The following is a 14,588-nucleotide window of genomic DNA, read 5'->3' as shown; positions in this document are numbered from 1 at the left end:
GAATGACGAAAGACTGTGCGGGAATGACGAAAGACTGCGCGGGAATGACGAAAGACTGCGCGGGAATGACGAAAGACTGCGCGGGAATGACGAAAGAAGGTAAGTCTGGCTTACGCCCTGCGGGGTTATAACCCGACCTGTGTCACCATTTATCGATCTTGTCCGTGCTTTCCGTGTATTCCGTGGCGCTCCTGATCTTGATCTTTATAAATTCAGGACGCCATCTCGCCGCGCTGCAGGCCGTACTTGCGCAGCTTCTCCACCAGGGTGGTGCGGCGCATGCCCAGGCGCTTGGCGGCATGGGCGACCACGCCGCCGGCATCGTCCAGGGCCTGTTTGATGAAGGACTGCTCCAGATTGCTCAGGTGTTCCTTCAGATCGATGCCGCTGCGCGGCAGGCGTGGTTCCTGGTACTCGATCGGGGGCGGCGTCAGCACCAGTTCATCGCTGAATGCCGGCGCCTGCCCGGATTCCTGCTGCTCGCGCACGCTGGTCAGGGCGGCCTCGGTCTGGAACTTCTCGGGCAGATCGCCCACATCCACCACGCCGAAGGGATGCAGGATGGCCATGCGTTCGATCAGGTTCGCCAGTTCGCGCACGTTGCCCAGCCAGTTGTACTGGCACAGGGCCATGACGGCGCCGGAGGTCAGGCGCACCGAGCCGCGTTTCTCGTGCTCGATGCGGCGGATCAGTTCGTTGACCAGCAGCGGGATGTCCTCCACCCGTTCGCGCAGCGGCGGCATCTCGATGGGGAAGACGTTGAGGCGATAGAACAGATCCTCGCGGAAACTGCCGTCCTTGATGTTCTCTTCCAGGTTGCGGTGAGTGGCCGCGACCACCCGCACGTTGGCCTCGATGGGCTTGTTGCTGCCGACGCGCTCGAAGGTGCGCTCCTGCAGCACCCGCAGCAGCTTGACCTGCATGGGCAGGCTCATATCGCCGATCTCGTCCAGAAACAGGGTGCCGCCCTCGGCCATTTCGAACCGGCCCTGACGGGCGCTGATGGCGCCGGTGAAGGCGCCCTTCTCGTGACCGAACAACTCGGATTCCAGCAGATCGGGCGGGATGGCGCCGCAGTTGATGGGGACGAAGGGTTGATCACGGCGGGAAGAGTAATAATGAATGTTGCGCGCCACGACCTCCTTGCCGGTGCCGGACTCGCCCAGGATCAGCACATTGGCGTCGGAGTCGGCCACCTGCTGGATGTGCTTGCGCACCTGCTGGATGGCGCGGCTGCTGCCGACCAGGCTGCGGAACAGATCCACCGGGCGCTGGCGACCGGCCTCGGTGCGCGACTCGCGGTAGATCTCGGCCTGATGCATGGCATTGGTCAGCTGGGTATAGCGGACCGGCACCTCGATGCGGCCGAGGATGCAGGAACCGGCGTCGATGGCCACGGTCGGCTCCCTGCCCTTCTCGGCCAGCAGGAAGATCGGCAGGTGGCCGTCGAAGTCATGTATGCTCTTAAGGAGTTTCTCCAAGGCATTGTCTGATTTGCATTTGCCCACCAGAACCGCCAGCAGGTCACTGGCATTGTCCACGGCCTCCGCCCAGCGGTCGCAGTCTTCGACCATGACGGGTTCGTGTTCAATGAACTGGATCACCGCGCGCAGATCCTGGCGGCGCCCGGCATCGGCTTCTATTACGAGGACCTTGCCATCAGCAGACATGAAATGATTCCTCCCGAACCGTTTATTGCGCCCGGTTGCGCAGTTCGAGGCGTAGCGACGCACCAGGCTTTGTCAGTGATTGCCGGACCCCTTTCCGGACAATCCGCGCCTAGTAAACCACCGTTCAGGAGAAATGTCAAAATTCCGACGGGAAAGATCAAGAGCGTCACGGACTACACGGAAAGCACGGAAAATGCGACGACAAAAGCTGTCCGGTCTCCGCTCGACTTGAATCGTCGTCATTCCGGCGCAGGCGGAATGACGGAAAATCCCTGAAAACACTTCCGCCTCAGACTCACTACTGTCCGTGCTTTCCGTGTTTTCCGTGGCGCATTTGGGTTTTGTGGCTTTCAGGAATTGGCCGCGTAGGCGGCCGCGCCGCTGCGCCCGCGTCTCAGGCTGTGGAGTTCGCCGCCGAGGCGGTCCCGGTTGCGCTGCAGCAACTCCCCCACCCGGCGGTTGCACTCCAGGATCTGCTCCAGCAGTTGCCGTTGCGGCTGCGTCAGCCCGCTGGCGGCATGGGCCGCGAACCAGCCCTCCAGCCGTTGCCGCTGCCGGCTGCCGGTCTGCTCGACAGCGTCCCAGTCCCCGGCCTCGGCCCGGGCCTGCAGCGTCCGGGTCAGTGCCAGCAGTTGTTCCAAATCATGTTCCATTGCTTAAGCCTCTTTAAGAGCGCCACGGAATACACGGAAGTAAGTCAGGTGAAACCCATGGTCATATCGACCAGCGTCAGGATGACCGGATGCAGATTCATTGCCGGGCGCATAGCGCCTCGGCGATGCCAAGATCAGGTCCGTGTTTTCCGTGTATTCCGTGGCGCTCTTGCTCTTCTCAGCCGCCTACCGCCTGCGGCGGCTGGTCGCCGACCTGGTCCCAGGCCGACTTGATCTCCCGGATCAGCCCGCTGACCTCGTCGAGCAGTGCCACTTCGTTGCGGATGTTGGCCTGCAGCAGCTGGCGTTCCATGTAGTCGTACAGGTCACGCAGATTGCCGGCCAGTTCGCCGCCGGTCTCCAGGTCCAGGCTGCTGCGCAGGCCGCCGACGATGGAGATGGCCCAGCTGATCTGCTCGCCCTTGGCGGCGATCTCGCCGCGCTCCATCGCCCCGCGGGCGGTGGCGATGCGGTCCAGGGCGCCCTGCATCAGCATCTGGATCAACCGATGCGGGCTGGCCGACTCCACCCGGGCCTGGGTGTTGACCTGGCGGTACTGCTGAAGTCCTGCATGGGTGCCGGGGTAGCTCATGGATGTCACTCCGTTTTACTGTCTGCCTGCCGGGCTCTGTGCCCGGCGCCTTGTTGGCATGAGTCTCTCGGGCGTACCGCCCTGTCGCTCACTATCTTCTGTTACGGTTGTTCTGTCCGATGACCGGAATGGTTTCCAGCTGGCGGGTCAGAAAATCACTGGTACCCTGCAACTGGCCGAGGATGCGGTCCATGGCGTTGAACTCGGCCCGGTAGCGTTCTTCGAGGTTTGCCAGCCGCTGGTTCAACTCCAGACGCTCGTCCTCGATCCGGGAAACCCGATCCTGCAGGCTCTCGGTCAGCGGATCGAACAGTCCGGTGTCATCATCCAGCAGTCCGCTGACCAATGTACTGAGTTGATCGGCAAATCCACGGGTAAAGTTGAGCGTGCCGCGATCGCCGGTCGCGCCGCCGGTGATCTCCAGCTTCAGTCCGGCGGCATCGCCGGCGCCGGTCAGGATGCGGCCGGAACCGGTGGCCGCCACACCGCCGATGCTGCCGGCGACATCGACACCGTCGGTGCTGGTCGGCGCGGCGCCGAACAGATCGGTGGCGGCGTTGCCGCCGGCGATTTCGATCTTCGAGGCCGAGCCGTAGCGATCCGAGACCATGCTAAGCACTCCGCCGTTCTCGCTGACCCGGACCGCCACACCGTTGTCCTGAAAGGCCTCGGTGCCGTTGAGTCCGGACTGAATCTGGGCGGCCAGTTCCGCCGCGGTATAGGTGCCGGCGGCCAGGGTGAGGCTGGCACTGATGCCGTCGACCTTCACCGCCAGGGTGTCGTTGCTGCCGGCCGTGATGGTCAGGCCGGCGGCCTGGGAACCGCTCAGCTGCCCCTGCGTGGCCAACTGGGTAATGTTCACGGCGTAGTCGCCCGGTCGGGTATCCTCGCTCGCGCTCAGGTATCCGACTTCGTTGTCAGCGGACTGGCCGAAAGCGGCAAACAGGCCGGTCACGGCCTCCGGGTTGTCCCGGATCGCGGCCTCGAGTGCGCTCTTGTCCAGTTCCAGACCGCCGTTGCTGCCGGTGCGGGTAATGCCGATCTGGGCCAGGATCTGGTAGTTGCTGTCGGCACCCTCCAGCGGTGTGCCGAGCACGCGATTGAGTCGGGATTCCAGTCCGCGCAGCGTGGCATCGCCGTTGAGGATACCGGCGCGGCCGGTCTCCGGGTTATAGGAACTCAGCTGCTTGATGGTACTGGAGAGCTGGTTGTAACCATTGACGAAGGCCTCGACGTTCTTGGTGATGGCGCCGGGATCGCTCTTGACCGTCACAGCAGTGGTGCCCGCGGCCAGCAGATTGAAGGTTACGCCCTCGACCGCCGTATCCAGGGTGTTGCTCGCACTGGTGATGGCAATGCCGTTGAGACTGGCGCTGGCATCCTGCGCGGCCTGGTTCTGCAGCATGAAATTCGTCGTTTCATTGAAGTTCAGCCGCGACAGGCCGGCGGCGTCGGTATCGTTGCCGTCAGCGTCGCTGACGCTGATCTGCATGGCATTGGCCGCGCCGGTATCCTCGGCGGCAAAGCCAAGACGGTAGTTCGTCCCGTCGAAGACGATGGAGGCCTTCACCCCGATGTCGGCGGCATTGACCGCATCCCGGATGCCGGTCAGGCTGCCATCGGTGATCTCCACCGTACGCACGGCCCGGTCGGAATCCCGGGTGAAACCGGTGACACTGTCGGTGCCTTCGTCGTAACCGACCGTGCCGAAGGAAAAGCTCAGGGTGCCGGTCCCGACCACGTCATCGAGGGCGGTGAAATCCGCCCCGGCGGCGGGATCGCTGACCAGGCGCTGGGTCCGGGCCAGGTCGAAGACCTCGAGGTCATAGCTGCCGGCGGCTGCGGCATTGGTGGTGGTGACGGTGGCCACTGCCTTGTCACTGGAACTGGCGGACTTGCTCTGGAAACCGGACAGGCTGGTCAGGCTGTTGAGGCTGGATTGAAAGGCGCTGAAGCTACCCTTGAGGGTGCCGTAGGCACTGATCCGGGCCTGCAGTTCGGCCTCGTTGCGGTCGAGCCGTTGCCGGGCGGGCCGCCCCTCGGCGGCCACCAGCTGGCTGACCAGGCTTTCGATATCCAGGCCGGAACCCAGCCCGGTTGATGTGATACTGCCTGCCATCTGCTGTCTCGTTGTTGCTTAGATCATGGCCACGGAAAACACGGAAAGCACGGACATTTGAAGTAGCCCCGTAGGATGGGTGGAGGCGCCGTGCGCCGTAACCCATCGCCTGGCACGATGGGTTGCGCTGCGCTCCACCCATCCTACCCGTCTATGGCCTGCTTCCCTGTTGTTCCCTTTCGTGCTTTCCGTGTTTTCCGTGGCTATTACGCAGTTAGCAATAAACAGGCCAGCTCAGGCCTGCTCCCGGAACAGCAGACCCTCGGCTGCGTCCTCCTGCGCCTGCAGGCGTCGGGCGCGCTCGATCACGGTCTCCGGCGGGATCTGACGAATCACTTCCTTTGTTTCTGAATCCACGACGGAAATCACTGTCCGTCCCAGTTCGTCGTCGACCTCGAAGCGCAGATCGCGCTGCAGGTTCTGGACAAAATCATTCATCCGGGTCACTGCCTGCTGCAGTGCACCGGCCTCATCGGGTGCCCGTTCGGGCTCACGCCCCTGCTCCTCGACGGCGGCCCCTTGCCTCATGTTGTCTGCCGGCGGCAAGGCCTGGCCGGGGACCACGCTGAGTTCCTGGGCGGCAGCGGGCTTGCGCACCGTGGCAATCTCGGTACGGGCGGGAATCAGGGATGTCGCGATGCTCAATTCGCTGTTCATAATCGGCATGCCTCTGAAACCGGAGTTGAAACCACACCCGGGGCAACGCCCCGGGCGGGTTCACTCACCTCCTTACTGCAGCAGCGACAGGGCCAGCTGCGGCAGGCTGTTGGCCTGGGCCAGCGCGGAGACACCGGCCTGCTGCAGGATCTGGCTGCGGGTCAGGGCGGCGGTTTCGGCCGCGAAGTCGGCATCCAGGATGCGCGAACGGGCGGCGGTCAGGTTCTCGTTGGTCACCCCGATGTTGTCGATGACCGCCTCGAACCGGTTCTGCACGGCACCGAGTTCGGCGCGGGCGCTGTTGATCTCGTTCAGTGCCGTATCGGCGATCTGGATCGCGATCTGGGCGCCATCGGCGGTGGAGATATCCATCTGCGACACCACGTAGGTGTTGGTGGTGGCAGAACCGGCGCCGGTCGCGGCGAAATCGCCCTGGACATCGCTCGCGGCCTGGCCGGTGAACTGGATGCCTTCGGAGCTGGTGCTGGCGATTTCGACACCACCGTAATGGGCAGTAACATCTGCGCTGGCAAAGCCGGCATCTGAGCCCAGAGTCTGACCGTTAAGGGTGCCAGTGAAAGCTTGATTGCTGAGGGTGATATTCTCGCCATTATCAGATGCGAGCGTGATAGTACCGCCACTCTCTGAAGCGGTCAGCCCTGTGATGCCTGCATTCTGAATCGCAGTATTCATGGCTGCAGCAGTCAGAGTATCACCGTTATTCAAAGTAACAGATACTTCCGTCGCCGTAGCATCGCCGACCGCGATATCAAGAGTGTAATCTCCGCCTGCAGTCACAGCAGCAAAGTCAGTGAAAGTTAAGTCCTGACTATTGGTTGCAGAAGCCGTCACGCCGTCGATACTGGCCGCGTTGATGGAGCCAGCGATATCGGCGGCATCGCGACCGGTATCTGCAACGGCCACACCGTTGATGCTCATGCCGGACAGGCCGGCCAGAACAGGACCGCCGGCGCTGCCGGTGTTCACCTCGGCATAGCTGCTGATGTCGGTCTCGCCCAGGACCGAGGTGCTGGCATTGGCGATGGAGTCGATCGACACAGTCTGGTTGGCGTTGGCACCGACCTGGAACGACTGGGATGAGAAGCTGCCGTCGAGCAGGTTCACGCCGTTGAAGGTGGTGGTCTGGGCCACGCGGTTGATTTCCTCAACCAGTTCGGCGACCTCGCCCTGCAGCGCGGCGCGGTCGGAGTCGCTGTTGGTGGCGTTGGCGGACTGGATGGCCAGCTCGCGGACACGCTGCAGGCTCTCGGTCAGGCCGCCCAGCGCGCCCTCGGCGGTCTGGGCCAGGGAGATGCCGTCATTGGCATTGCGCGCCGCCTGGGACAGGCCGCGCACCTGGGTGGAAAAACGCTCGGAAATGGCCAGGCCGGCAGCGTCGTCCTTGGCGCTGTTGATGCGCAGGCCGGAGGACAGGCGCTCCAACGCGGTCTGCTGGGTGCTCTGGGAATTGGTCAGGTTGCGCTGGGCGTTCAGCGAGGCGATGTTGGTGTTGACGATAAGTGCCATGATTCGATCTCCTTGTCCCGGGTGGCGCTGGGTTTGCCACGGGGATTCGGTTGTTGACTAGCGGATATACTTCGAGGCTCGAAATATTCACCGCTCCCAACAGGCATAGCGGGCGGCAGAGACGAATCTTTAGGTTTTTTTGACGCTGTGGTGATATGGCCACGAAATCCACGAAACCTGTTAATTTTTATTGTAAAAGCGCCACGGAATACACGGAAGGCATAAAAAGGGATAATCTGGGCGTGGACCGTAGGTCGGGTTAGCCGGGTAGGATGGGTGGAGCGCAGCGCAACCCATCGGGCCGAGCGATGGGTTGCGGCGCGCAGCGCCTCCACCCATCCTACGGGACCACTTCAAATATCTGTGCTTTCCGTGTATTCCGTGGCGCTCCTGATCCTCACTCACCCACCATCGCCGGGTCCTCGAGCGGGCGGGCGATGTAGTGGCCCTGGGCGTGGTCGACGCCGCAGGCGATGAGCAGCTGCAGGATGTCGCGGCTGTTGACGTACTCGGCCACGGTCTGACGACCCAGACAGTGGGCGATGTCGTTCATGGACTGGACCATGGCCTGGTCGATGGGATCCGAGGCCATGGCCTGGACGAACATGCCGTCGATCTTGATGTAGTCCACCGGCAGCTGCTTCATCTGCGAGAAGGAACTGAAACCGGTGCCGAAATCATCCAGCGAGAAACGGCAGCCGAGATCGCGGATGCTGTTGATGGCGCGCCGGGCCGCGCCCATGTCGCAGATGGCGGCGGTCTCGGTCACCTCGAAGGTAACGCAACCCGGATCCACGCCGTGCTCGCCGATCAGCCGCTGCACCCGGGCCGGCCAGTCGCGGTTGCACAGGGTATGCCCCGAGACATTGATGGAGAAGCAGGCCTTGCGGAACACCCGGTTCATTTCGCCCAGCTTGAGCAGGGCATTGCGCAGCACCCATTCGTCGATTTCCGGCATCAGGTAGAAGCGTTCCGCCGTGGGGATGAAATTGTCCGGGGCGATGGCCTCCCCGTCCGGCCCGCGCAGCCGCAGCAGCACCTCGAAGCAGGCGTGGCAGGAGGCCGGATGGCCGGCGAACCAGTTCCACAGGCTGCCGTCCGGGAGCCGGTCGGCGTCCAGACCGCTCAGGGGCATGATGGGCTGGTAGTGCAGCAGGAAGTTGTCCACGCGCAGGGCCTCGCGCAGGCGGTTGGACCAGCCCAGTTCCCGATCCATCAGATCCTTGTGCCGGTCATGCGGATCGTAGACATGGCTGCGGTTGCCGCCCTGCTGCTTGGCCACGTGACAGGCGATGTCGGCCTCGGCCAGGGCCTCGCCGGGCGACGGCGTGCCGGCATCGATCAGGGCGGCACCGATGCTGGCCCGGACCTTGAATGTCTTACCGTGATAGTTGAAGTCCTGCTCCGACACCGCGGCCCGGAAGGCTTCGCTGGCCTCCTGCAGTTCTTCCGGCTCAATGTTACGCAGCAGGATGGCGAACTCATCGCCGCCCAACCGGGCCAGGGTATCGGTGCGGCGCAGGCGTTCCAGCAGCCGGCGCCCCACCTGGATCAGCAGCGCATCGCCGGCGGCATGGCCCTCGGTATCGTTGATGTACTTGAAGTGATCCAGATCCAGGTACAGCAGCGCGCTGGTGGCCCGCTGGCGCTGCTGCCACTGACATTCGGCTTCCAGCTGTTCCTCGAAGTAACGCCGGTTGAACAGTTCGGTGAGCGCATCATGCGTTGCCTGCCACAGCAGCCGCTCCTCCAGGTTCTTGCGCTCGGAGATATCCCGGAAGGCGACCACCGAGCCCTGCTGCTCCCGGGCCATGTAGAGGGGATAGACGGTGCATTCGATGGGCACCGAGCTGCCCTCGCGGGTCCAGAAGCAGGTCTCCCAGCTGCGCAGGATCTGCCGGCTGCCGTAGCTGGACTGCAGCAGGCTGCTCAGCGGTGCGATCGGGGTGCCGTCCTGTTCGGCATAATGGAACAGTTCGTGTGCGGACTGTCCCAGCAGTTCGCGGTTCTCGTCATAGCCCAGGATCAGACGCGCGGCGGGATTGACGAAGGTGATCCGCCCTTCGGCGTCCACGCCGTAGACCCCCTCGCCCACCGAGTTGAGGATGCTCTGCAGGCGCTGGCGCTCGGCCTCGATCGACCTGCGGCCGGCCACACTGCGGCTCATTGCCGCCACCCGGGCCAGGAACAGGGCGTCGTGCTCGTCCTTGAACATGCACTCGGCCGCACCGGCGTTGAGCGAATCCTGGATCACCTGGTCGAGATAGGTGCTGGTGAAGATGGCCGTGGTGATGTGCCGCGTGGCCGGGTCGTCGCGCAGCCAGCGGCACAGCACATCACCGTTCGCACCCGGCATGAAGTAGTCGATGATGGCGATGTCGAAGGCATCGCTGCGGGCCTTGTCGAAACCTTCGTCGACGTTGGCGGCCAGTTCCAGTCGGTAACCCTGGCCGCTGAGCAGCCGGCGGTAGTAGGCACGCACGCTGGGTGAATCGTCCACGAACAGGATCCGGGTGCCGCCCTGGTCGGCCAGCGGCGGTTCCAGTTCCGCCGCACCCGCTTCCCCCGCGGCCCTGAGCGCGTTGAGGGTGGCCACCGCCTCGGTGTGCAGGCGCCAGTCCAGCATGGCGGTATGCGAGCGGCGCACCACCCAGGCCCGGGTGGCGGGTTCCGGGTCGGTGACCATGACCAGCACCGGGACGGCGGCGAGATCCGGCTCCTCCAGCAGGGTGAACAGATCGTCGGCCTCCGGGCGGGTATGCACCGGCCAGCCGATGATCACCACCCCGATACCGGCGGCGCCGGGCGCGGCGCTCAACCGTTCCAGGCCCGCGCTGAAGGTTTCCGCGGCGGCGACGGCAAAACCACTGTCGCGCAGCAGCCGCTCCAGCGCATAGCGCAGCGTGGGCGATTCCTCGATCAGCAGGACAGTCGTGTTGGGATCCGGTGCCATATCCGACCTTTTGCGGGCCTGCATGGCTATCGGTCGGCGGCTGGGCGGGCTTTAACAGATCAAGAGCGCCACGGAATACACGGAAAGCACGGACAGACTTAAACAGGCCGTAGGTCGGGTTGGCCTGCAGGGCGTAACCCGACGCTCCGCGGTACCTGTCGGGTTACGCTTCGCTAACCCGACCTACGGGCCTCTTATTTTTATCCCGGCGAAAAACGTAACCCAACCTGCCGGCTACGTCATTGCGAGTACCCAGAGGGCATAAACGAAGCGTGGCAATCTCGTACAGTAGTATCAATCGGTTGGAGATTGCCACGTCACTCCGCTCCTCGCAATGACGAATCAATCGGAGGTTTCTTTATTTTCGTCCGTGTTTTCCGTGTATTCCGTGGCGCTCTTCAATTATCTCAGGAAATTGAACAGCGACAGTCCCTGGATACGGGTGAAGCTCAGCTGTGCGGCCTCCAGCGCGGCGGTGTGGCGCTGGAGATTGGTCGCGGCCTCGGCGAAATCCAGATCCTGCAGCCCCGAGCGGGTCTGTTCCATGCGCAGGATGGCATCGGCATTCTGCTCGCGCTGCAGGTCGATGGCGCGCTGACGCGCACCGATGGTGCTGCGAGCCCCGCTCATGTTGTCGAGTACCGCGTCCATGTCGTCCAGGATATGCGCCGAGCGCGGCGGGGAATCGAGATCCTGGGGCGTGTTGTTCTCCATGGCGGCGGCAAAATCGGCAATCACCGTGAAGGCACTCTGGGCGTTGTCGGCCGGGGCGGCCATGAAGATATCCGAACCGTTGTCGGTCACCGCGACCTGACGATTCTCTCCCACAGCCAGGAAACGCTGGCCCTGATCGCCGTTGTAACTGACCACGCCGGCGGTCTGGGTGAAGGGTTGGGTCTGGCTCTGGAAACCGCCGAAGATGTATTCGCCGTTGGCGTCACGCGTATTGCCCAGCGCGATCATCTGATCCAGCAGCTGGCGCGCCTCGGCGGCGATGTCGGCACGGCTTTCGGCACTCTGGCTGCCGTTGAGGCCGGTAATGGCCAGTTCACGCAGCCGCTGCATGGCGCTGATGCCGGAATCGAGCGTGGTCTCGGTGAGACCCAGACGCGACTCGGCGCGATCGGCATTGGTCTGGAAGCGTTCCAGCCGCTGCAGGTCCTCGTTGAGACCGACGATGGAGGCGCTGGCCGCGGGGTCGTCGGCCGGCGAGATGATCCGCCGGCCGGTACCGAGTTGGTTGCTGACCCGCGCCAGCTGGGTCTGCTGATCCTGGATGGCCTGCAATCCCTGCAGATAGAGTTGTGAGGTCGAGATGCGCATGTCGTCTTACCTGCCTGTCGCCTGCAGCAGCGTCTGGAAGATGGTGTCGGAGATGGTGACCACCTGGGCGGCGGCCTGATAGGCCTGCTGCCAGCGCAGCAGTTCAGCGGCCTCCTCGTCCAGGTTGACCGCCGAGACCGCGTCATGCCTCGCCTGGGCCTGGTTGGCCAGATTGCTCTGGGTGGTGGCCAGGGTCTGGGCGCGCCGGGTCTTGACGCCGACATCGGCGATCATCTGGCCATAGCTGTCCTGGAAGCTGGCGGAGGCGTTGTTCATGGTCCTGTCGGTCTGCAGGCCGGCCAGGGCCAGGGCATTGCGGTTGTCGCCGCCGCCGCCGCTGTTGGCGCTGATCACGAACTGGTCGGTGTTGGCCGGGGTACCCGAGATGGTGAACTCCAGCCCGCTGATGCCGGTATCGGCCGCGGTGAAGGTATCGCCCGACTGAGAAGTCGGATCATAGTCGAATGAATAACCACCACCACTGAAGAAGGGGGGGATAGTGGTGTCATCGTAGGTCAGGGTGATGGGTAGCGCCGGCAGGCTGCCGGTGACTGTGCCTGAGGAGAACTCGCCGCTGCCCGTATTGGTCGGGATGCCGGTGCCGCTGGTCTGGCCGTCAATGCGCACGGGCGCGGCCGCGGCGATTTCGCGTGGATTGGTGATATTGGCGGCGATGCCATTGCCGCCCTGGCGGGTCGGCCGCAGCAGATAGCTGTCACCGTCGACCGCAGTGCCGGTAACGCTGAGATCGATATTCAGGCCGTGCCCGGTGAAGGTCGTCCCCGGCGTGATCGTGTCGGTGGCCCCGCTGGTGAGATTCTCCAGGGTCCAGGTACCACCATTGTAGCTGAGGCGGAATTCATCCGCGGTCAGCTGATCGATGGTTGCCGTATCGAAAGCGACATCCAGGCTGGAGGAACCCGCATTGGTCAGATTGGAGAATACCTGGTCGTTCGGATCGGTAACGGCGAAGAAATCCGGCAGGCTGCTGCCGGGATTGCCGTCCAGGTCCTGACCGATACGGTGCTGGGCATTGAAGGTCTCGGCGAGAGAAACCGCGATCTGGCCCAACCGGTTCTGAGACGGATCCAGTACCTGCTTGCGGAACTCGATGATCCCGCCCAGACTGCCGCCGCTGATCTTATCCGTGATCAGACTTGAGCCGCCCCCACCGAAGGAGAAACCGATATCCAGCTGCTGGCTGTCCAGGCTGTTGCGCTGCACGCTCAGACTGCCCGCCTTCTGCCCCACCACCAGCGGCTGGCCGTTGCCGATATAGACATTGAGCGTGTGATCGGACTGTTCCAGCGTGGTCACGCCGATCTTCTCCGACAGCTTGAGCACCAGCTGGTCGCGCTGGTCCAGCAGGTCATTGGGCGGCTGCCCGGTACCTGAGCCGAAGGCCAGGGCGATGTCCTCGTTGAGACTGGCGATGGAATCCGCGAGATCGTTGATCTCGGCCACCTGGTTGCGGAACTCGATGCCGATGCGCTCACGCAGACCGTCGAGTTCGCCGTCGATGTGGCGGAAACTGGCCACCAGCGACTCGGCCTCGCTCAGCATCAGTTCGCGCGCCGGGATGGCGGTGGGATCGTCCGCCACCTGCTGGATGGAGTCGAAGAAGTTCTGCAGCGCCGGCGACAGCCCCGAATTCGGATCCGCCAGCAGGTTGTCCACCACCGAGGCGAACTCGGCGTAGGTACGGGAACTGTCACGCGCACCGATGCTGCTACGCAGTTCGCGTTCCAGGAAATCGTCATAGCTGCGCTGGACACCGTCGATCTGCACCCCGTTGCCGATGAAGCCGGCACCGGAACTGTTCGGCGTCTGGGTGCTCAGGTCCACCCGCTGGCGGCTGAAGCCGTCGGTATTGACGTTGGCGATGTTGTGGCCGGTGGTCGCCAGCGCCCGCTGAAACGACAGCAGCGCCGACGAGGCCGTACCGAGAATCCCGCTGGCCATGGGTTAGCTCTCCTGTGCGCGCGAGGGCGCGGCTGATGATGAACCCGGCAGCTGGCCGGCTGCGCCACCCGATTCCCCTGCAGAGGCTAACGGCCCGCCCTCCGCTTGCTTGAGCGCGGCCACCTGCTGGCGGAAATCGGAATGGTTCATGATTGCGTTGATCTTGCGCGCGTACTGCGGATCGGTGGCATAGCCGGCCTGTTGCAGGGCCGCGGCGAAGGCCTCAGCCGAATCGGCCCGCAGGGCCTCGCGGTAGCGTGGCTGTTCCTGCAGGAAACGGGCATAGTCCTCGAAACCCGCGCCCAGGGAATCATAGGCGCGGAAGGCCGCCCGCTCCTGCTGCATGACCCCTTCGCGGAATTCCAGGGTCGGTTTGCTCACCTGTTCACCCGACCAGCGGGCATCGGCCTTGATGCCGAACAGGTTGTTGCTGCTGCGTCCGTCGGGCTGCTGCATGACATGGCGGCCCCAGCCGGTCTCCAGTGCAGCCTGGGCCAGGACGCCTTCCGGCGGGACACCGAGGGCGGCGGCGGCACGCCGGGCATGCGGCCATACCGCCTGGATGAACTCGCGCGGGTTGCCGGGTTCGCGAATAAAGTCACCGCGCAGCGACACCTTCTCTCCCTCTCCCGCTGGCGGGAGAGGGTCGGGGTGAGGGTGCAGGCTGTCCTGCCCGGGCTTGTTCCCGGCCGGTGTGCCCGCCGCTGCCGCCTGCGGACCAAACAGGGTCTCACGCGTGACCGCCGGCACCTGCGGCGGTGCCTGCATACCCGTTTCGCCGGCCGAGCGGGGCTCACCGCCGAGCTGGCGCACCAGCATGTCGGCAATGCCCAGGCCCTTGCCTTTGGTGGCCTCGACCGCGATCTGCTGATCGAACATCTGCTGATAGAACTTGATCTGATCGTTGTTGAGCAGGCCGCCCTCGTCGAAGCTGGTGGCGCGCATGTTCTTGAGCAGCATCTGCACGAACAGGGACTCGAACTGGCCCGCCACCCGGCGCAGGGTGTCGATATCACGGCCGCCGGACTCCACCGCCCGGCTCTTCAGCGCGGCCAGGCCCTGCAGATCCATGAAGGCATTGGCATCGGCGACCTTGTTCATCACGTCACCCCGTGCACCCGTAGGATGGGTG

11 protein-coding genes are annotated in these 14,588 nt (G+C 63.9%); 1 reads left to right on the top strand and 10 read right to left on the bottom strand.

What is annotated here, in order from left to right; genetic code table 11:
- Positions 1-212 precede the first annotated feature (212 nt).
- Complete coding sequence (locus CFK21_RS07145; RefSeq protein WP_096366016.1) at positions 213-1,670, bottom strand: sigma-54 dependent transcriptional regulator; 1,458 nt, start codon at positions 1,668-1,670, stop codon at positions 213-215.
- Between CFK21_RS07145 and CFK21_RS15350 the strand changes: the two genes are divergently transcribed.
- Positions 1,584-1,946 (top strand): hypothetical protein, encoded by a 363-nt coding sequence (locus CFK21_RS15350; protein WP_172844219.1) that lies wholly within the window; start codon positions 1,584-1,586, stop codon positions 1,944-1,946. The two genes, CFK21_RS07145 and CFK21_RS15350, sit on opposite strands and share 87 nt — an antisense overlap.
- 74 nt (positions 1,947-2,020) lie before the next feature.
- Here the strand turns inward: CFK21_RS15350 and CFK21_RS07140 are convergent, their stop codons facing one another.
- The 9 genes from CFK21_RS07140 to flgJ form a co-directional block, all read right to left on the bottom strand.
- On the bottom strand, positions 2,021-2,323 hold the full coding sequence (locus tag CFK21_RS07140) for a flagellar protein FliT (protein WP_096366015.1): 303 nt from the start codon (positions 2,321-2,323) through the stop codon (positions 2,021-2,023).
- A gap of 178 nt (positions 2,324-2,501) precedes the next feature.
- The gene (fliS, locus tag CFK21_RS07135; RefSeq protein WP_096366014.1) at positions 2,502-2,915 is read right to left on the bottom strand and encodes a flagellar export chaperone FliS; all 414 of its coding nucleotides are present in this window, start codon (positions 2,913-2,915) and stop codon (positions 2,502-2,504) included.
- Between the two features lie 91 nt (positions 2,916-3,006).
- The gene (gene fliD, locus CFK21_RS07130; protein WP_096366013.1) at positions 3,007-5,034 is read right to left on the bottom strand and encodes a flagellar filament capping protein FliD; all 2,028 of its coding nucleotides are present in this window, start codon (positions 5,032-5,034) and stop codon (positions 3,007-3,009) included.
- 234 nt (positions 5,035-5,268) lie between these two features.
- Positions 5,269-5,691 (bottom strand): flagellar protein FlaG, encoded by a 423-nt coding sequence (locus tag CFK21_RS07125; RefSeq protein WP_231971577.1) that lies wholly within the window; start codon positions 5,689-5,691, stop codon positions 5,269-5,271.
- Between the two features lie 72 nt (positions 5,692-5,763).
- Positions 5,764-7,218 (bottom strand): flagellin N-terminal helical domain-containing protein, encoded by a 1,455-nt coding sequence (locus CFK21_RS07120; RefSeq protein WP_096366011.1) that lies wholly within the window; start codon positions 7,216-7,218, stop codon positions 5,764-5,766.
- 397 nt (positions 7,219-7,615) lie between these two features.
- Positions 7,616-10,171 (bottom strand): EAL domain-containing protein, encoded by a 2,556-nt coding sequence (locus CFK21_RS15585; RefSeq protein ID WP_172844271.1) that lies wholly within the window; start codon positions 10,169-10,171, stop codon positions 7,616-7,618.
- A 402-nt stretch (positions 10,172-10,573) separates the two neighbouring features.
- Positions 10,574-11,494 (bottom strand): flagellar hook-associated protein FlgL, encoded by a 921-nt coding sequence (flgL, locus tag CFK21_RS07110; protein ID WP_096366009.1) that lies wholly within the window; start codon positions 11,492-11,494, stop codon positions 10,574-10,576.
- Positions 11,495-11,500: 6 nt separating this feature from the next.
- A complete protein-coding gene (gene flgK, locus CFK21_RS07105) occupies positions 11,501-13,456 on the bottom strand; it encodes a flagellar hook-associated protein FlgK (RefSeq protein ID WP_096366008.1) in 1,956 nt (651 codons plus the stop codon).
- A gap of 3 nt (positions 13,457-13,459) precedes the next feature.
- Positions 13,460-14,557 (bottom strand): flagellar assembly peptidoglycan hydrolase FlgJ, encoded by a 1,098-nt coding sequence (gene flgJ, locus CFK21_RS07100; protein WP_096366007.1) that lies wholly within the window; start codon positions 14,555-14,557, stop codon positions 13,460-13,462.
- Positions 14,558-14,588 lie beyond the last annotated feature (31 nt).

This window comes from Thiohalobacter thiocyanaticus (assembly GCF_002356355.1).
Taxonomy (GTDB): Bacteria; Pseudomonadota; Gammaproteobacteria; order Thiohalobacterales; family Thiohalobacteraceae; genus Thiohalobacter; species Thiohalobacter thiocyanaticus_A.
This window is presented reverse-complemented; position numbering and strand designations above follow the sequence as displayed.